Raw genomic sequence first — 19101 nt, 5'->3', positions numbered from 1 at the left:
ATCTTTTTCATCATTGGGACTATGCAGGAATATCGAGTTCAAATACCTGCCGAATTTCTTCCAGAAACTGCTCTGTGGCCAGACTGGGCTCAAGTCTATTATAGCTGAAAAACACATCCAGACAGGGGAGGGAATGACTAAGTGGGCGCATCACAATCTGATCGGTTGCCAGTGCCTGCATATAGGAGGGCAGAATGGCACAGCTTTGGCCTGAATGCACTGCCTGAATACTCTCCGCAATGCTGTTGGCCTCGGAAATTGTCTGAAACTGAATCTGTCGCTGTTCAATGTACTGGGTGATGGTATCGAACAGGGGCTGGGAAAGCTTTTGGGACAGAACGGTTATGGCCAGCCCATTTAATTGCCCTACTGGAATTTCAGTTAATTGCGCCAGGGGATGCTGTTTGGGGAGCATAAACACCAAGGGTTCTTTCAGGATCAACTGACTGGCAAAAATATCATTTTGAAACTCCTGATTAATAAAAATAATGTCTAAGTCACCTTTCTTGAGTTCAGCGATTTGGTCATTCTCTTTCAGGTTCAGAGTGCGGATTTGCAGCTTGGGAAGCTTGACCCTCAGGCGCGGTAGAATATAGGGAAAAATACGGATTTCAGCAGAAGGGACAAAGCCAATTTTGAGGTACTGGACTTTTGCCGCAGCCACCTGCCGTGCCATGGTGATGGCCTTGTCCGCCTGTGTCAGGGTGAGGCGAGCCTGTTCCAGAAAAACCAGCCCTTCCTCGGTCAGTTCAACCTTGCGTTTGGTGCGGTGAAAGAGCTGTACGCCAATATCATCCTCAAGGTCCTTGATCTGCTGGCTTAATGAGGGCTGCGCCGTATGCAGCTTTAGTGCGGCTTTACTAAAACTGAGTTCTTCAGCGACGGTGATGAAGTAACGTAGATGGCGTAATTCCATAAGACTTGTCCGTGTGTGTCTTACTGTTATTCTTAATTAAAGTATTAAAAAATAATTCTCATGGCCGCATTATATAGTAGCTGCTTTTCTAGACAATATGCTTTTTTCTAAAATATAAAAAATATATTAAAACGCTATGCCTGTAAGTTTAGCTGAATTGTCATTTGGCGTTATGAGTTCAGTAAAATTGTGTTGACTCAGCCAGAGAAAATCAGCATAACTCAATGACCTTATGTTAGGATCAAGAACCGATTATGGAAAGCCATGTTTTTAAAGGATCAGGCAGGTCAAGGCCAGGTTATCGTCCCAAGCCATATCTTGATCTGGAAAAGATAAAGCCTTAAAAATAAGCCATAATCCTAAGCCAATATAACCCAGCCCCACGAGCGATCAGGTTCCACCACAGAAGAAGTACATGAAAGATAAGCCGACATTAACCTACCAATTGCCGACACAATCTTGCTTGAGCCATACCTGGGGGAAACCTCCTTTTCCACACGAGGCCTCTGACCACTGTGGGATTGACCGTTTCTACAACCTGGACAAACCGTTGACACCGTTTGACCGTAAGGGGCTGCTAAAATGGCTGACAACACGTAAATCCTTTACCTGGAATGTTGACCGTAGCCATGAGTCGAATCTGCGTAACCAGATGCTTGAGTTGCCGCAAAACCGCCCTCATGCCGGCCTGAATGACTGGCAGATTTGGTTTGTGGGACATGCCACCATTTTGATCCAGATCGGTCCCTATAATTTTTTAACCGATCCAGTCTGGTGTGAATATGTCAGCCCAAAGCAGGGACGGGGACCCAGACGGGTTTGCCCAGCGGGCATTGCACTGGAGCATCTTCCAACCATCCACGCAGTGTTGCTAAGTCATAACCACTATGACCACATGGATTTGGCTACCCTGGACTGGCTGCACCAGAAATTTGAAATGCCGATTTATACAGGTTTGGGCAATGGCCACTATCTGCCGAAGCATCTGCATGTCATTGAAATGGACTGGTGGCAGGAAATCCCCTTTCATGATGAATTAAAGATCGCCTATACCCCAGCGCAGCATGCATCGGGACGTGGTGTCAGGGACCAGAACAGGGCGCTGTGGGGCGGATTTTCACTATTGTCGAGAACGGGCCACTGTTTTTTCGCGGGTGATACGGGGTATGCAGGTCATTTCAAGAAAATTTATGAACGCTATGGGGCTGCAAGAATTGCATTGCTGCCGATTGGCGCCTATGAGCCACGTCAGTTGATGCGTTATGTGCATATGAATCCACAGGATGCCTTTCATGCGCATCTGGACCTGCATGCGCACCGTTCACTGGCGATTCACTATCGCACTTTCCAACTTACCGATGAAGACCGTGATGCACCAGAACATGAACTGATGCAGGCCATGAAATCCTCTTCAAAACTGGTGAACCCTTTTTACTGTATCCGTGAGGGGCACTTTATTCGGGCCTAGCTTCATGTAGTGTCCTGATACAGCATAAGGCAATGATGGAAAGGCTCGCAAGTCCAACATTCATCACTACAGGATTGAACGCCTGATAGGTTTGCTCTGGATAGATAAACAAAATAAGAGCCAATAATCCAGTCAAACTGAAGATGCTGAGCCAATGCAGATACTGATGGGTTATCCATAAAAATAGGCCACCAAAAATAATCTCGGCGATGCCTGACAGGGAAATCATCCAGGGAATATAAATGGTGGGTACATATAACTGTTGCCAAACGTATTGCTCACCAGTGGCCTGAAAAAACAGTTTGGGAATCAGGCCCTGATAAATCCAGAGTAGTGCGATCATCAACTGGCAAAACTTTAAAATGTGTTGAATCGTTTCAATCGGGCTTTTCATTGAAGTACATCATCCAACAAAAAGTGTTGCTGAACCTCGGGCGTGACCATATAGCAGTGGTCGGTTTTACCAAAAAGACCGTAACGGTTTAAGGCAATGCGGCGATAGGCAAAGTCGCGGATTGCTTTGGGAATCACCCCAGCATATCTCAGTAGGGCATAAGGGTTGTCCAGACGTTGAATAATGCGTAAAAAAGCGGTTGATTCGGTATAAAGCTGGCCCTTTTCAAGCAGTACCATGGTTTCAAAATGATCGGTGGGAAGCTGATATTCTTTGAGAAGTTGTTGCCCCAGGCTGGATTGAACAGATGCAAGCCTGAATTGAAGATGATGGTCATTTTTAATCATAAAATTGGCCCAGGCCGAACACAGCACACATTGTGCATCAAACAGGATAATGTGATGTGCCTGAATCAGTTGCTCTAGTTTATGCTGCATGGTTGTTTTTCTAGTCATGGCTTGACTAAATTGTCGCCTAATTCAATGTAAAAAGCCATCCGAAGATGGCTTTTTAAAGGATTCTCAGGAATTAAAGAAAGCTTGGTAAGTGACGGGCTGGATCAGTTTCACGGGCAGCCTGGGCATCAGCAACGGTCATGCCAAGTGCTTTTGCAACCCCTTCACCATAGGCAGGGTGGCAGGCATGGCAGTTACGGATATGGCGATATTTGATGAAGTCCAGCGCATCGCCCATTGCACGGGCAGTATTGCCAAACAAGACCTGCTGTTGTTCAGGTGTCATTAGTTCAAACAGGGCACGAGGCTGGCTGAAATAGTCATGGTCATCTTCACGATAATCCCAGAAATCCGCATCACCATTGATTTTTAATGGAGGTTCCCTGTATTGGGGTTGTTCCTGCCACTGGTTAAAGCTGTTTGGCTCATAGTGTGGTAAACCGCCATAGTTGGCATCAATACGGCCCTGACCATCACGGTGATTGCTGTGTACAGGGCAGCGTGCCGCATTGACTGGAATTTGTTGGTAGTTCACACCCAGACGGTAGCGTTGTGCATCGGCATAGTTAAACAGGCGTGCCTGTAGCATGCGGTCTGGTGAGGCGCTGATGCCAGGCACTAGGTTGCTTGGGGCAAAGGCTGACTGTTCCACATCCAGGAAGAAGTTTTCAGGGTTGCGGTTCAGTTCAAATTCACCGACTTCAATCAATGGATAGTCACCATGCGGCCAAACCTTGGTCAGGTCGAATGGATGGTAAGGCACTTTCTCCGCATCCTGTTCTGGCATAACCTGAACAAAAAGCGTCCATTTTGGATAGTCACCATTTTCAATCGCATCAAATAGGTCACGTTGATGGCTTTCACGGTCTTTCCCTGCAATGCTTTCTGCTTCAGCATCAGTCAGGTTTTTAATGCCCTGCTGGGTTCTAAAGTGGAATTTCACCCAGAAACGTTCTTTGGCTGCATTGATGAAACTATAGGTGTGGCTACTGAAACCATGCATATGACGGTAGCTGGCAGGAATACCACGGTCTGACATTACGATGGTGACCTGATGCAGCGCTTCTGGAAGTAGGGTCCAGAAATCCCAGTTGTTGGTTGCACTGCGCAAATTGGTTTTCGGGTCACGTTTGACCGCTTTGTTCAGGTCAGGGAATTTACGCGGATCACGCAGGAAGAATACAGGCGTGTTGTTGCCCACCATATCCCAGTTGCCTTCCTCAGTATAAAATTTTAGGGCAAAACCGCGAATATCCCGTTCCGCATCGGCCGCACCGCGTTCACCTGCAACGGTGGTAAAGCGGGCGAACATCTCGGTTTTCTTGCCGATTTCACTAAAAATTTTGGCGCGGGTATATTGGGTAATGTCATGGGTGACGGTGAAAGTACCAAATGCGCCTGAACCCTTGGCATGCATACGGCGTTCAGGAATCACCTCACGGACAAAGTTGGCAAGTTTCTCATTTAGCCATAAATCCTGGGCAAGCAAGGGTCCCCGTGCACCTGCGGTTAAACTATTCTGGTTGTCAACAACGGGAGCACCAAAGTCTGTGGTTAAGTGGCTAAAAGGACATTTTTTATCGTCTTGGCTCATGTTTGTTCTCCATCAAGATGACCTGTGTAAACTCATCTCGACCATTTGACCGTTCTAAAAGATAGATGCTTGAATCAGCTCATGTGCAAACTGGGTATCAAAATTCAGATGCCTGTACGGGATTTGCAATGATGATTGAACATCCTTTGTGTTTTTACTTTAGGTTGATGAAAGCTTTTTTTCCAATGGATTAAAGCTGATGCCGTAAATGTTTTATTTGATAAAAGCTGTATAAATATTAAATGTGGCAATGAGAATTGTTGAGCTATAAATTGTTAAAATTTGAAAAAAGTCCCATTAAAATAACCAATTAAAAGGAATTGAATGGTTCGTTAAGGGCAGTTGTATAATCAACCTCAAATCAGCTTGTATGTTCATATGTAAAAAATAGGACATTTTTCACCTGTTGCAGTTATGTAAAGGCATCCTTGAAAGGATGCCCTAGCTATTTTCTAGGCACTGACCAAACGATTGGATTTTACCATATCGGCCAAGCCGTGGGTTTTAAAGTAGTGTTCAAGCCAGCTTTTAATGACCAGTGGGTTATTCATTTGCAGGACATTGTCCAGTAGCTGTTTTGCATCTGCCATTGGGACATGGCAAATTGCCTTTCTCACCCGCAGGATGTTGCTTGAACTCATGGAAAGTGTATTGAACCCCATTGCCATGAGCAGGATGGCGGTCAGAGGGTCACCCGCCATTTCTCCACACACACTGATCGGCTTCTGGTGCTGATGGCAGGCTTGAACAAGGTTTTGCAAAGCCCGCAGCACAGACGGATGAAAATGTGAATAGACATTGGCAACATGCGGGTTGTTACGGTCAACCGCAAGCAGGTATTGGGTCAGGTCGTTGGAACCCACAGAGAAAAAGTCCACCAACTCTGCAAATTCATCAATCTGGAACAGGACACTTGGAACCTCAACCATGATGCCGATTTTAGGTTTGGTGATCTTCACCTGTTCCTCTTCCTGAACCGCAATCCAGTCACGTTCCAATAAATAGAGGACTTCCTCCACCTCGCTGACACTGGTGACCATCGGCAGCAGGATATGTAGGTTATTCAAGCCGATGCTGGCCTTGAGCATGGCGCGAATCTGTGCGGAAAAGATCTCTGGATGGTCAAGGGTAAAGCGCAGGCCACGCCAGCCCAGTGCCGAGTTTTCCTCTTCAATGCTAAAGTAGGGTAGGTCTTTGTCCGCACCAATATCTAGCGTCCGCATAATCACAGGCTTGTTGGCAAAATGGCTGAGCTGTTGACGGTAAATCGCACGCTGCTCTTCCTCACCTGGGAAGCGCTCACGCAGCATGAATGGAATTTCACTGCGGTACAGCCCCACGCCCTTGGCACCCCGTTGAACGCCACGCACCACATCAATCATTAAACCTGTATTGACGAACAATGGAATTTCCACCCCGTCAGGAGTAATGGCATCCCGTGTTTCGTATTGCTTCAAATCTTTGGCGATCTGTTCTTCTTCTTTCTGGACTTCCTTATAACGCTGACGTAAGCGGCGTGGCGGATTGACAAAGACACGCCCCTGATAGGCATCGACAATCATCTCAATGTCATCCAATGTGTTGATTGGCAATTCGGTGACACCAACAACGGTTGGAATCCCCAAGGCACGTGCCACAATCACCATATGTGAATTGGCGGCACCTTCAGAGGTCACAATTGCCGCAATATTATCGACAGGCAGTTCAACCAGTGCCGCAGTGCTGATCTCTTCACCAATCAAGATACTGTCAGGGCTGAGTTCACGATGGCTTGAATCCGCTTCCTGTAGGCAGGCTAAAATGCGCCGTCCCAAATCCTTGAGGTCAGAAACCCGTTCCCGCAAGTAGTCGTCCTCCATTTGCGCAAACAGCGCCACATGCTTGTCAATGACTTTGCGCACAGCACCCTGAGCCCAGCTACCTGTTCGGATATGGTCCTTGATTTCACTAGGTAATGCATTTTCATCCAGCATGCGCAGGAACACGCTGAATAAGGCGCGTTCCTCTGACATGAGGGAATCCTGCATTTTTTCATCCAGAGACTGGATTTCCTTACGAACAGAGGCAATGGCCTGATCAAGCAATGCCAGCTCGTCACTGATGTCCTCAGCTTCACGGTCTGGAATTGCGGTTAGGTCGGCGGGCGGATAGAGCACAATCGCCCGACCCAATGCAATACCGCCTGCGCCAGAAACTCCCTGAAAGGTCTTGTAGGTGGAACCACTATTCGGTTTGCGGAAAACATCAATATTTCCGACTGCATGGGCATGGGCGATGACGCCAGAAAGCTGTGCGCACAGTGTGACAAGGAATGATTCAGCCGCCTCGCTAAAGTCCTGGGACTCCTTGTTCTGAACCACCAGAACGCCCATGACCTTACGACGGTACATGACAGGTACACCGAGGAATGAGTTAAACAACTCTTCCCCTGTTTCGGGTAAATAGGCAAAACGTTCGTGTTTTGGAGCATTGTCGAGGTTGACAATTTCCTCACGTTTTCCAACCAGGCCTACCAGACCTTCACCCACGCTTAAGGAAACGTGTCCAACCGCCTCAGGCTTTAGGCCCTTGGAGGCCATCAGCACATAACGCTTGTTGCGTTCATCCAGCAAATAAATCGAGCAGACATCGACATGCATGGCCTCGGCCACATGGTTGACCATAATGTCGAGGGAATCATGCAAACTGACGGACGCATTGATTTCCTGCACAATGCGTCTGAGCGTGTCGAGTTGCATGTTTGACATGAGGTGCCTGCTCCAGTTTATTAAATTGTTATATGCCTATTTATAACAGCTATATCGTTAAAAATCATTGCTTAATATGATGATTTTGCGACAATTAACGCTGAGGTAACTGTAAACACAACTCCATCATGGCCTTGCGGTAAACATCACGCTTGAAGTTGACCACCTGACCCAATGGATACCAGTAACTCACCCATTGCCATTGATCAAATTCGGGTGGGTCTGACAGGTTTAGCTGAATATGGTGCGGCGATGCCGTCAACCTCAGTAAAAACCATTTTTGCTTTTGTCCAATACATACGGGGTCTGAATCTGACCGAATGTACCGATGTGGCAAACGATAACGCAGCCAACCTTTAGTTTGCGCTATAATCTGGACGTGTTCGGGCAATAAGCCGACTTCTTCTCTCAGTTCACGATAAAGTGCCTGTTCAGGGGTTTCTCCAAACTGGATACCTCCTTGTGGAAATTGCCAGGCATTGTGACCAATGCGCTTTGCCCATAAGACTTGTCCATCATCGTTTGCCAAAATGATCCCGACGTTGGGTCGGAAACCTTCTGAGTCGATCATTTGGCTACCTAAATTTTGTCTATATCGTTGACTTTGATCTCGGGGACAGTCACTCTTCACGTCCAACTCGAAAAAGGTCAAAGTAAAATGTTTAAATTGCTATGATCTTAACGAATTTTTAGTGACTTACGGAAATAGATTTACGTTTTTTTTCTTTAATTTGCATTTAAATGAGTATTTATATGAAATTGGCTTTGTTTGATTTAGATCATACCCTGTTAAATACCGACTCTGACCATTCATGGGGGGAGTTTCTGGTCAATGAGGCCTTGGTTGATCCAGTTCATCATCGTCAAATGAATGACAAGTTTTATGAAGACTATAAGGCGGGACAACTCGATCCGATTGCCTATAATGAATTTGTATTTGAATTTCTGACTCAACATGACAATGCCTATTTAACTGAGCTGCATCAGTTGTTTATGCAAAAGGTGATTCGTCCACAAATGCGCCCTAAAGGTTTTGAGGCCATCAGGAAACATCAGGATTTGGGACATGCCATTGTCGGGATTACCGCAACCAGTGATTTTATTACCGCACCAATTTTCCGTGAATTTGGCATTACTGAAATTATTGCAACCAATGCTGAGGTGCTTGAGGGTAAATATACGGGTAAAGTAACAGGCTTGCCATGCTACCAGAAAGGCAAGCTGGCACGTCTGGACCAATGGTTAGATGGTCGGATAGTTGAGGAATCGTGGGCCTATTCAGACTCGATTAATGACCGTTTCCTACTTGAATATGCCACCCATGCCATTGCAGTCAATCCAGATGACCGTTTGGAGAAGCTGGCACAGGAACAGGGCTGGGAAATTCAGGACTGGTCAATTTAGGACATTGTTGACTTTAATTTTCCAGTAAACATGCTATGTTGAATTCTTAACAAGATGAAATAAAAGGAAAATAAGTCATGAATAACGTTAGACCAAGAATGACCAACTTATTTGAACAGCTTGGCCTAGATTCAGGCGAAGCGGCAATTGCACAGTTTATTGACAGTCACCAACTTGAGGCCAATATCAATATTGTAGATGCAGTGTATTGGTCAGAGGCACAGCGTCAATTTTTGGCAGAGAAAATCAAGTCAGATGGGGAATGGGCCATTATCGTGGATCAATTGAATGAATCCCTGCATGAAGATGCCACTAAATAACGTATCAGGACGGCCTCTCTCCTTATGGAGAAAGGCCTCTTAATTCTGATTTGCTGTCATAGAATTGTCATCTTTTCTTCTTAAGATTTAAGCATGAAAATAAAAATAAATCGGGAAGAAAATACTTCCACCACAGTTGATGCACTCATCCAGTTAAAACGTCATCAACCTCATATAAAAATACGCTGGATCTTGTTACCCCTCATTATGTTGCTGTTGATGTATGCATGGCAACAACAGTTCTTTACTGGATGGGTGCTTATCCCTTTTATCTGGACCATTATTGTGGGTAATAATGCCCTGATTGCCCGAACCCGCCGTAAAAAATTGCAGAAAATAGATGAGCTAAAAATTGATGCAATTTTCTGGAATCAATTCCGAAATCAATATCCTGAACTGGGTCTAAAGCAACGGCGCTTGATCGAACTGGGTTTTAAGGATTATTTGGCACTTCATGCCATGCAACAACAAGCCTATGCGATGCCCTCACATGCGGTTGATGCCCTATGGCATGTCATGCTGGAATTTCCACAGCAATATCAGCAGCTCTGCCAGCAGACGCTTGGGAGAACGCTAAACCATCAGCCTTATGATCAAAATATAAAAGCGGAAGAACAAGACAGGCAACTCTTTGAGGCTTGGCGTTATAGCTGTATGTTGCATGGTGACCACCCAAGAAATACCACACAGATGCCGAGACTATTTGCCATTGATCAGGCGTTAAACTGGAATAATGGGCAGTATTTTGAATTGGAGCAAATGACCAAGGGCTACGCCAAATATTTACAGGATCAGTCCGCATCCTCCTCTAGTAGTTGTGGCAGTAGTTGCAGTAGCTGTGGCGGGGATTGAAGTTTAAACAAACAGCATCATGTTGATCAGTTCCTGGGCAGCCTTGGACTGGATACGTGCAGGATGCCAGACCATGCCCAGTTGACGGTTCATATTCAGTTTTAAATCCAGTTGTTTTAAATCCTGATTGAGCAAGGTTTTTGGTAATACTGACCAACCCAAACCAATTGAGACCAACATTCGTATGGATTCCAAGGGATTGTTGCTCATGGTGATTTTCGGTTTTAGCCCTTTCTTTTCAAATTCCGCCAGTGTGATCTGGCTGGTATAGGTATGTGAGGCGGGAAGCAGGCTTGGATAGGCAATCAGGTTTTCCAGACTCAGTTCTGTTTGCTGGGCTAAGGGATGAAAAGGGGAGGTTACAAAAACCAGAGGATCATTCCAGATGGTGACATAGTTGAGACGATCATCGCCAACAGGAGGCAGGGTTAAAAATGCCAGCTCCAGTTCACCTGCCAGAACCTGCTCATGCGCCTGTTCAGAATCAACAAAATGCACATCTAAAGTCACTTGTGGAAATTGCTGCACAAAACGCTTTAGGGGTTCAGCAAGGTGGTGTAGGCCAATGTGGTGACTGGTACCAATCTTTAAACGGCCCTGTACCTGTGATTGTTCATGGCTCAGCGTATGGTGAATTTCCCCAAGCTCATTCAGCCAGGTTCTCACTTTGGGTAAAAGGGAATGCGCCGCATGGGTCGGCTGAATCCCCCGTCCCGCAGATTCAAATAGTTTGACACCAAAATATTCTTCCAGACCATGAATACGTTTAGTGACGGCAGGCTGGGTAATAAAAAGTTGTTCTGCTGCAATCGAGATTGAACCTGTTTCCATTACTTTGACAAATGCTTCAAAAGCAGCAAGATTCATATCGGATGATCCAAGGAAATTTTAAAATCGTTTAATGTGTGTTATTTAACTTCAAAGTGATTCCAGACTTTTTCATGAAAGAAAAAAGCAAATGCCTGAACAGTAGGCTCAAGTAGACTTAAGGTTGCGGCGATCCAAAAGTTTCCTGTAATCACATAGGCAACCATCATGGCAACACTGATATGCACAACATAATAACTTAAAGTTTTTTTAAAAGTTTGGCGATTGTTGTGTACAAATTTTTTAATTCGAGTCATGGGGATTTCCTTGGAAGTTTTTACATTTGTAAATAATAATCATTATCGAGTGAAATGTAAAAAAGAAATTTGTGATAAACCACATTGAATAAAGCAATCGCTGACATAAAATGAAAAGTAGGGGATAAAGATGCTTATTTTTTGTAAATAAAATAGTTATATGGAAAATATTATAACCTTAGAGGGGATTGTTGAAGATTTATCAATCCAGCCAAGTCACTTAAGACTGGATATGACGAGTTATCGTGCACGTTATGTACGGAGTAAGAAGTTTACTTGCAAGATAAATGGATATCTTCTTCAGGGAAATTTTCAGGAGTTATTTTTTGAAGAGGGAAGTTGTGTTCGTGTTGTGACTTATGCTTATGATGATGTTTCTTTAAGACATCATATCGATGCATTATTAAACTTAAAGACAGCAATTCTTCATATTCCAGCTTGGATGGGGTATGGATTCAAATACGCTTTATTAGACATAGCTGTTATTTTGCCAATATTAATATGGTTAAGCATAGTCATCTCTCTTAGTTTGCTTTTTGGAGGTTCTCCAGTTGCCATTACTTTTGCCATGCTTTTAGCTAAGCTATTTTTGATCCTATATTTCATTATTCAATTGTTATGTATCCCTTTGTTTTGGGGGTTGGTTCGTGCTGATAAGGAACTATTACGTGATATAGGTTTCTCTCAAAATACGATCGCTTTGAAAAGAATTTTCTATTTTAGACATGGAAAATTCAGATTTGAGCATTCCTATGCTGAGGTTTATTTAAAGGGTAAATACTGTCATGGCATCCATGACTGCTTTAAATTGTTAGAGGTTTATCCAGAGTTTAAACTCTCTGATGTATATGTTGAATAATTCATTCTGATTAAAGTTAACCTCTTCTATTTGGTTAACTTGTTTAATGGCTTTTTAAGCAGTTAATAGCTAGATTTTTAAAATAGTTTTATCTATTCCTAAAAGTTTTTTAATTTATAAAAATGATAAATTAGATTTATGTAAAACGGTTGCTATAATCAACTCAAGATTTAATTCAGTCCTATGACAAGCACGATGGAGAGCGATGACATGGCAGGCAAAACATTATATGACAAATTGTGGGATGACCATTTGGTTAAGCAACGTGATGATGGTTCAAGCTTAATTTACATTGATCGTCACTTATTACATGAAGTGACCAGCCCACAGGCATTTGAAGGCTTGCAACTTGCTGACCGTCAGCCGTGGCGTTTAAGTGCCAACGTTGCAACCCCTGACCATAACGTGCCAACCTCGAAAAAGGAACGTGAACAGGGTATTGCTGGGATTGAGGATGATACCTCCCGCATTCAGGTTCAGACTTTGGATGACAACTGTAAAACCTTTAATATCACTGAGTTTGGCATCAATGACATCCGTCAGGGCATCGCGCACGTGGTGGGCCCAGAGCAGGGTTTAACATTGCCTGGCATGACGGTGGTATGTGGTGATTCACATACTGCAACACATGGTGCTTTTGGCTGTTTGGCACACGGTATTGGAACATCCGAAGTTGAGCATGTCTTGGCAACGCAATGTTTGGTACAGAAAAAATCGAAGAATATGCTGGTGCGTGTCGATGGCGTATTAGGTAAAGGCGTAACTTCAAAAGATGTGGTGTTAGCCATCATTGGTAAAATTGGTACTGCTGGTGGTACAGGCTACGCAATCGAGTTTGGTGGTCAGGTGTTCCGTGATATGTCAATCGAAGGGCGTATGACGGTATGTAACATGGCCATTGAGGCGGGTGCCCGTGTCGGCATGGTAGCTGTTGATGATAAAACTATTGCGTACGTGAAAGACCGTAACTATGCACCGAAAGGTGAGCAATGGGATCAGGCGGTTGCTTATTGGAATACCTTACATTCTGATGAAGATGCAGTATTTGATGCTGTAGTCGTGTTAAATGGCGCAGAAATTGAGCCACAAGTATCTTGGGGAACCTCACCAGAAATGGTAATTCCTGTTTCACAAGCAGTGCCAACTTTAGAACAGGCAAAAGACGATGTGCAGCGCAATGACTGGACCCGTGCTTATCAATATATGGGCTTAATTGCTGGTCAGGCATTGGAAGATATTCAGTTAGACCGTGTATTCATTGGTTCATGCACCAACTCACGTATTGAGGATATTCGTGCGGCAGCGGAAGTGGTCAAAGGCCGTAAAGTCGCTTCAAGCATTAAACAGGCGATGATTGTTCCTGGTTCTGGTTTGGTGAAACAGCAGGCTGAACAGGAAGGTTTGGATCAGGTTTTCTTGGAGGCAGGTTTCGAATGGCGTGAACCAGGTTGCTCTATGTGTTTGGCAATGAATGCAGATAAGTTGCAACCAGGTGAGCATTGTGCATCGACTTCAAACCGTAACTTTGAAGGTCGTCAGGGCAATGGTGGACGTACCCATTTGGTCAGTCCAGCAATGGCGGCAGCGGCGGCAATCGCAGGTCACTTTGTTGATGTTCGTTCATTCTAAGGGAGCAGGATCATGAAAAAATACACTGTAGAACAAGGTATTGTTGCACCTTTAGACCGTGCCAATGTCGATACCGACTTAATCATTCCAAAGCAGTTTTTAAAGTCAATTAAGCGGACTGGTTTTGGTGATAACTTATTTGATGAATTGCGTTATCTGGATGAAGGCTATTTAGGGCAGGACATTAGCAACCGTCCAATTAATCCCGATTTTGTATTAAATAAGCCTCGCTATCAGGGTTCAAGCATTCTTTTGGCACGTACCAATTTTGGTTGTGGTTCAAGCCGTGAGCATGCGCCTTGGGCATTGAATGAATATGGTTTCCGTACCGTGATCGCGCCAAGCTTTGCCGATATTTTCTTTAACAACTGCTTCAAGAATGGCATGTTGCCTGTGATCCTGTCTGAAGAGATCGTTGACCAGTTGTTCAAGGAATGTGCCGAGACAGAGGGTTATCAACTGACCATCGATTTAGAGGCGCAGGAAGTGCGCACTCCAACAGGTGAGGCATTTAAATTTGAGATTGACCCATTCCGTAAACATTGTTTAATCAATGGATTGGATGATATTGGCTTAACCTTGCAAGTTGCGGATGACATCCGTGCCTATGAAGAAAAAGCCAAACAGGCGCGTCCTTGGGTGTTTCAGGAAATAAAGGCCTAGGCTTTTGTTGACTGGAGATACTTTAGGGTCTGTTGACATTTCACAGATGCTTGCGACAGAGGACATTTTTTAGACGGTACAAGGCATGACTTACGAAATTTAGCTATCCTAAATGAGTAAGGCATAATGCAGTAGCGGCAAAAAATGTCCCTGTCCCGCAGGGTTATGGCTAAAACTTCCCTAAACTGCGTTATGAGACTTGACAAGGGGGGCGCCATTGCCTGCGTTTCATGCCTTGTTTATGTCGTTTTAGCCTACAACGCAAGGCATGGTTGAAATGTCAACAGACCCTAATGTCTGAGGACATTTTAAAGATAGTCATAGCGCAGACATTGAACTCTTGCTAACATGCTAGCGAATAATATTTGCTTGCATGTGTGCATGTTATGAGGACTGGGCTTGAATAATGAAAAGAAGACTCGCTTACAGTATTTTGCTGTGTTTAGGTCTTGCGACAACGTTAACGGCATGCCAAAACGCGCCGACTGTTGTTGATCAGGTTCGAATTGCACAGACCACATTGGAAAATAAAGCGAATAATGCAACTTTATATTGTTCAGGGACTGAGAATTGTGAGTTTGAGCGAATCAATGACATTGTTGTGATGGATGCGAAATCCCATCGTATCAGTCAACAGGCAATGGAACACGGCATCATCCGTCTGGATGGTTCGGTTTTCAGCCGAAAACAGCAGGTCTATTTAAGTATACCTGCCAAGCAATATGAGGTTGTGATTCGTTTCTATCCAATTTCTCCAGACCGCGCCGAGATGTTCCATGTAATTCATGAGTTTAAGCCGCATCAGCGCTACACCTTTAAAATGTATCGGGACAGGGCAAAACGCTCAGGTAGTTTATTGAATGTGTCTGCACCTGAACCCTTATGTGTGGATTTACAGCAAGAACAGCATACCATTCGCCGCTTCTGCCGCCCTTATGATGTGGTGACAGGACTGGGCGAGTTTGTTGAGAAAAAGATTTAATGACTTGCAGTTTAAAACTGCACTAATGAAACTGGAAAAATAGATGTCTAAACATATTTTAATTTTGGCAGGTGATGGGATTGGTCCTGAAATTGTGGGCGCTGCTGAGAAAGTCCTGACCAAGGTCAATGAAAAATTTAATTTAGGTTTGACATGGGAACATGGTCTGTTGGGTGGTTCTGCGATTGATGCACATGGTGAACCTTACCCTGCTGTCACCAGTGAGCAGGCGAAAAAAGCCGATGCAATCTTGTTGGGCGCAGTTGGTGGGCCTAAATGGGATACGATTGAGCGTTCAATCCGTCCAGAGCGTGGCCTGTTAAAAATCCGCAGCGAATTGAACCTGTTTGCCAACCTGCGTCCTGCAATCCTTTATCCGCAATTGGCAGGTGCTTCAAGCCTGAAGCCAGAAATTGTTGCTGGTCTGGATATCCTGATTGTACGTGAGCTTACAGGTGGTATCTACTTCGGTCAGCCACGTGGTATCCGTGAACTGGGAAATGGTGAAAAGCAAGGCTATAACACTGATGTTTATTCAGAAAGTGAGATCAAGCGTATTGCCAAGGTGGCGTTTGAGCTTGCAGGTCTGCGTGGTGGCAAGGTGTGTTCAGTTGACAAGGCAAATGTCCTTGAAGTAACTGAATTGTGGAAGCAAACCGTAACTGACTTGCAGCAGGCACAATATCCAGATATCCAGTTGTCACATATGTATGTGGACAATGCGGCCATGCAGTTGGTGCGTGCGCCAAAACAGTTTGATGTGATTGTAACAGGCAACCTGTTTGGTGATATCTTGTCTGATGAGGCGGCAATGCTGACAGGTTCAATTGGCATGTTGCCATCTGCCTCACTGGATGAAAATGGTAAAGGCATGTATGAGCCTTGTCATGGTTCAGCGCCTGATATTGCGGGCCAGAATGTGGCAAACCCACTGGCAACCATTCTTTCTGTAGCAATGATGCTGCGCTATACATTCCGTGAGGAAACTGCTGCACAGGCCATTGAGGATGCGGTAGGCCAAGTGCTTGACCAGGGCCTGCGCACAGCTGACATTATGGCTGAGGGGATGACCAAGGTCGGTACGGATGCAATGGGTGAAGCTGTGGTGGCGGTTTTAGGCTAAGTAACTTAGGCATCCCAAAAACGCAGCAATCGCTGCGTTTTTTATAACATAAAAAATTAACAGGCTTTGCCCTCATAGCGGATGGAGCGGGCAATCTGCTGCTGATCCAGCTCAAAAATAATTTTGCATTGCAGGTTGAGGTCATAGGCACTGCCTGCATTGCCCATGCTTTGAATGGGAATGTTCTGGGCACCCATCTCGGCGGACTGGGCAATTGGAATGGGAATACGTACAGGACGGATCACCGTATAAACAAGCTGGTTGTTCTGGTTTTGGGGCTGGGCCAGGGTTTGCAGTCCTAAAGGTCTTAAGTCAAGCTGCTGCTGGATACTGCTTGCAGACTGGCCAATGTAAGGTTGTAGATAGTCGGGGAGGCTGGTGTTTCGCTGCGGAGAGGTCATACATGCTGACAGTCCAATGACTGAACAAAAGAATAGGGACCTTGAATTTATCATTATGACGTTCCTTTATCGTATTGATCTTTTTTTATTCAAAGCCAAAGGGCACATCTTGTCGAGTCCATTTGTGTGAACCAATCAAAATATACATACCTATCTGTTTGTAAAGTAATGTTCAATTGACGCAAAATATGCTTAGATATGCCGCATAATTAAGCGATTGGGAAAAACTTGATGCGCAATATAATTTTAGGGTTAATGTGTGGTGCTTTCGCCACATTGAGTTATGCAGATAATTGCGACAAGGCACGTAACACTTATGATGATATTTACTGTACCAATAAAATTTATGCGAGTGCCGATGCTGACTTAAACAAGAATTATCAGCAGTTACGCCAGCAGCTCAATGAGACACAACAAAAGATTCTAAAAAGGGCACAGCTCGCATGGATACGCCATCGCGACGCAAGCTGTACAGATTCACAGCAGAACAGTGTTGATGTGCAATGCCGCCTGACCACAACACAGGAACGCAATCACTGGTTGCTGGAACGTCTTCGTGAGTGCCAAACCGTGGGATGTAAAACCACACGTTTAAGTGAATAATCCCTTGTTTATGCACATAAAAAAAGCCACATATTGATGTGGCTTTTTTGCATTCACTAATTCTTAGCGTGCACGGTAAGTGATACGACCCTTGGTTAAGTCATAAGGTGTCATTTCAACTTTTACGCTGTCGCCTGTCAAAATGCGGATATAGTGTTTACGCATTTTACCAGAAATGTGAGCAATAACTTCGTGACCGTTTTCTAGACGCACACGGAACATCGTATTAGGAAGCGTTTCGGTGACAACGCCTTCGAACTCAATGAGTTCCTCTTTATTGGCCATAGCCTACCTGATGATCAAATTGGAAAGGCGCAAATTATAGTCAATTTATTTAAATTTTACAAGATGGGGCTGTGGCAAAGCTTTGAGTCATCATTTGGAAAAAACTGTCAGACAATCGACGAATTTTTTTAACAAAAGAAGCAGAATAGTGTTGTCAGTTTGGTCAATCAACGTTAATCTAAATTTAGTGTTATTGTCACAATAAAGTATCTACAGGGAAGGGCACTGCGTGGGTCAGTTAACAGATGCATCGGTTGTATTGCGCTTTGGTTATCAGGCGATTCGTAAAGCTGGATTACCAACTGAAGAGATTTTAACAAAGGCAGGTGTCGCACTCAATCAGGTTGATACAAATGCCAGAACACCATTAAGTGCGCAGAACGCATTCTGGATTGCGGCACAGGACGTGAGCAATGACCCAGACATTGGTTTGCATTTGGGGGAGCATTTACCGCTTTATCGTGGGCAGGTGATTGAACATCTATTTATCAGTAGTGAAACTTTTGGAGAAGGCCTGAAACGTGCCTTGGCCTATCAGCGCCTGATCAGTGATGCCTTTGATGCCAAACTGGTGATTGCAGATGGTCGCTGTTACCTAAGCAATGGTGAGCAGTACTGGTCTGACCAATTTGTAAACCGTCATTTTTCTGAATGTGCGATGTCGGGCATTCTTCGCTTCTTTAAATTCATCACCGAAGGGCAGTTTCAGCCAATCTACATTGACTTCAACTTCAATGAGGGTGCGGATGATGATGAATATTTTCGGGTGTATGGCTGCCCTGTCAGCCTGGGTCAAAAAGAAACCCGCCTTTATTTTGATGATGCCGTGCTTGATTATCCATTATGGCAAGCTGAACCTGAATTGCTGCAACTGCATGAGCAGCTTGCAATTGAAAAGTTGCAGGAACTCGCCCGATATGATTTAGTGGGCGAGGTACGCCGTGCCATCGGTTCGACACTGGAAAGTGGAGAAACGACACTGGAAACTGTTGCAGCACAACTCAATATTACGCCACGCCGTTTACGTACCCAGTTGAGTGAAGCCAATACCAGCTTTCAGCAGATTCTTTCCGACTATCGCTGTCGTTTGGCGAAGAAGCTGCTGGCAAACACCAATGAAAGTGTGGAGCGAATCGTTTATTTAACAGGCTTCTCCGAGCCAAGTACTTTCTACCGTGCCTTTAAGCGCTGGACCAATGAAACGCCAGTGGAATACCGTAAACGCAAACAACGTTAGATTTTTTAGAATGACTAAGCCTTATCTTTTATCGATAGGGCTTTT

The 19101-nt window shown here is 44.6% G+C and carries 21 protein-coding genes; 11 read left to right on the top strand and 10 right to left on the bottom strand.

What is annotated here, in order from left to right; all coding sequences use genetic code 11:
• Positions 1–19: 19 nt before the first annotated feature.
• Entirely contained in the window at positions 20–916 is an 897-nt protein-coding gene (locus tag QLH32_RS08635) for a LysR substrate-binding domain-containing protein (protein WP_283269158.1), read from the bottom strand.
• 415 nt (positions 917–1331) lie between these two features.
• On the opposite strand from QLH32_RS08635, the gene QLH32_RS08630 reads away from it, so the two are divergent.
• A complete protein-coding gene (locus QLH32_RS08630; RefSeq protein ID WP_283269157.1) occupies positions 1332–2384 on the top strand; it encodes an MBL fold metallo-hydrolase in 1053 nt (350 codons plus the stop codon).
• Here QLH32_RS08630 and QLH32_RS08625 read toward each other — a convergent pair.
• The 5 genes from QLH32_RS08625 to QLH32_RS08605 form a co-directional block, all read right to left on the bottom strand.
• Positions 2371–2778 (bottom strand): DoxX-like family protein, encoded by a 408-nt coding sequence (locus QLH32_RS08625; protein WP_283269156.1) that lies wholly within the window; start codon positions 2776–2778, stop codon positions 2371–2373. The genes QLH32_RS08630 and QLH32_RS08625 overlap by 14 nt on opposite strands.
• Positions 2775–3215, bottom strand: a complete 441-nt coding sequence (locus QLH32_RS08620) for a thiol-disulfide oxidoreductase DCC family protein (protein ID WP_283269155.1) — start codon at positions 3213–3215, stop codon at positions 2775–2777. The genes QLH32_RS08625 and QLH32_RS08620 overlap by 4 nt, the downstream gene beginning before the upstream one ends.
• A 91-nt stretch (positions 3216–3306) precedes the next feature.
• Positions 3307–4827: a catalase gene (locus QLH32_RS08615; RefSeq protein WP_283269154.1), complete on the bottom strand. Its 1521-nt coding sequence runs from the start codon at positions 4825–4827 to the stop codon at positions 3307–3309.
• Between the two features lie 452 nt (positions 4828–5279).
• A complete protein-coding gene (gene ptsP, locus QLH32_RS08610) occupies positions 5280–7574 on the bottom strand; it encodes a phosphoenolpyruvate--protein phosphotransferase (RefSeq protein WP_267981162.1) in 2295 nt (764 codons plus the stop codon).
• A gap of 94 nt (positions 7575–7668) precedes the next feature.
• A complete protein-coding gene (locus QLH32_RS08605; RefSeq protein ID WP_004674529.1) occupies positions 7669–8145 on the bottom strand; it encodes an RNA pyrophosphohydrolase in 477 nt (158 codons plus the stop codon).
• A 182-nt stretch (positions 8146–8327) separates the two neighbouring features.
• On the opposite strand from QLH32_RS08605, the gene QLH32_RS08600 reads away from it, so the two are divergent.
• From QLH32_RS08600 to QLH32_RS08590, 3 genes are all read left to right on the top strand, one after another.
• Positions 8328–8978 (top strand): HAD family hydrolase, encoded by a 651-nt coding sequence (locus tag QLH32_RS08600; protein WP_283269152.1) that lies wholly within the window; start codon positions 8328–8330, stop codon positions 8976–8978.
• A 77-nt stretch (positions 8979–9055) separates the two neighbouring features.
• Entirely contained in the window at positions 9056–9298 is a 243-nt protein-coding gene (locus tag QLH32_RS08595) for a DUF2789 domain-containing protein (protein WP_283269151.1), read from the top strand.
• 93 nt (positions 9299–9391) lie between these two features.
• Entirely contained in the window at positions 9392–10150 is a 759-nt protein-coding gene (locus QLH32_RS08590; RefSeq protein WP_283269149.1) for a glycine-rich domain-containing protein, read from the top strand.
• A 3-nt stretch (positions 10151–10153) separates the two neighbouring features.
• On the opposite strand, the gene QLH32_RS08585 is transcribed toward QLH32_RS08590, so the two are convergent.
• Together QLH32_RS08585 and QLH32_RS08580 are read right to left on the bottom strand one after the other, a co-directional pair.
• Positions 10154–11017 carry a LysR family transcriptional regulator gene (locus QLH32_RS08585; protein WP_283269147.1) on the bottom strand — a complete coding sequence of 288 codons (864 nt, stop codon included), beginning with the start codon at positions 11015–11017 and terminating at the stop codon, positions 10154–10156.
• Between the two features lie 41 nt (positions 11018–11058).
• Positions 11059–11274 (bottom strand): DUF2061 domain-containing protein, encoded by a 216-nt coding sequence (locus tag QLH32_RS08580; RefSeq protein WP_283269145.1) that lies wholly within the window; start codon positions 11272–11274, stop codon positions 11059–11061.
• A gap of 160 nt (positions 11275–11434) precedes the next feature.
• On the opposite strand from QLH32_RS08580, the gene QLH32_RS08575 reads away from it, so the two are divergent.
• The 5 genes from QLH32_RS08575 to leuB all read left to right on the top strand — a co-directional run bounded on the left by QLH32_RS08575 (position 11435) and on the right by leuB (position 16530).
• Positions 11435–12133: a hypothetical protein gene (locus QLH32_RS08575; RefSeq protein ID WP_283269143.1), complete on the top strand. Its 699-nt coding sequence runs from the start codon at positions 11435–11437 to the stop codon at positions 12131–12133.
• A 210-nt stretch (positions 12134–12343) separates the two neighbouring features.
• Positions 12344–13762: a 3-isopropylmalate dehydratase large subunit gene (leuC, locus tag QLH32_RS08570; protein ID WP_283269141.1), complete on the top strand. Its 1419-nt coding sequence runs from the start codon at positions 12344–12346 to the stop codon at positions 13760–13762.
• 12 nt (positions 13763–13774) lie between these two features.
• Positions 13775–14425 (top strand): 3-isopropylmalate dehydratase small subunit, encoded by a 651-nt coding sequence (leuD, locus tag QLH32_RS08565; RefSeq protein ID WP_283269139.1) that lies wholly within the window; start codon positions 13775–13777, stop codon positions 14423–14425.
• A gap of 406 nt (positions 14426–14831) precedes the next feature.
• Positions 14832–15407: a hypothetical protein gene (locus QLH32_RS08560; protein WP_267981153.1), complete on the top strand. Its 576-nt coding sequence runs from the start codon at positions 14832–14834 to the stop codon at positions 15405–15407.
• 43 nt (positions 15408–15450) lie between these two features.
• A complete protein-coding gene (leuB, locus tag QLH32_RS08555) occupies positions 15451–16530 on the top strand; it encodes a 3-isopropylmalate dehydrogenase (protein ID WP_283269137.1) in 1080 nt (359 codons plus the stop codon).
• A 56-nt stretch (positions 16531–16586) separates the two neighbouring features.
• Here the strand turns inward: leuB and QLH32_RS08550 are convergent, their stop codons facing one another.
• Positions 16587–16931: a hypothetical protein gene (locus tag QLH32_RS08550; RefSeq protein ID WP_283269136.1), complete on the bottom strand. Its 345-nt coding sequence runs from the start codon at positions 16929–16931 to the stop codon at positions 16587–16589.
• A 231-nt stretch (positions 16932–17162) separates the two neighbouring features.
• Between QLH32_RS08550 and QLH32_RS08545 the strand changes: the two genes are divergently transcribed.
• Positions 17163–17534, top strand: coding sequence for a lysozyme inhibitor LprI family protein (locus QLH32_RS08545; protein ID WP_283269135.1), 372 nt, complete (start codon positions 17163–17165; stop codon positions 17532–17534).
• A gap of 63 nt (positions 17535–17597) precedes the next feature.
• Here the strand turns inward: QLH32_RS08545 and infA are convergent, their stop codons facing one another.
• Positions 17598–17819, bottom strand: a complete 222-nt coding sequence (gene infA, locus QLH32_RS08540) for a translation initiation factor IF-1 (RefSeq protein ID WP_001284370.1) — start codon at positions 17817–17819, stop codon at positions 17598–17600.
• Between the two features lie 229 nt (positions 17820–18048).
• Here infA and QLH32_RS08535 point away from each other — a divergent pair, with 229 nt between their 5' ends.
• Positions 18049–19056 carry an AraC family transcriptional regulator gene (locus QLH32_RS08535; protein ID WP_267981149.1) on the top strand — a complete coding sequence of 336 codons (1008 nt, stop codon included), beginning with the start codon at positions 18049–18051 and terminating at the stop codon, positions 19054–19056.
• Positions 19057–19101 lie beyond the last annotated feature (45 nt).

This window comes from Acinetobacter corruptisaponis (assembly GCF_030053775.1).
GTDB lineage: Bacteria > Pseudomonadota > Gammaproteobacteria > Pseudomonadales > Moraxellaceae > Acinetobacter > Acinetobacter corruptisaponis.
The sequence above is the reverse complement of the archived record's forward strand: the minus strand, read 5'-3'. Positions and strand labels throughout refer to the sequence as shown.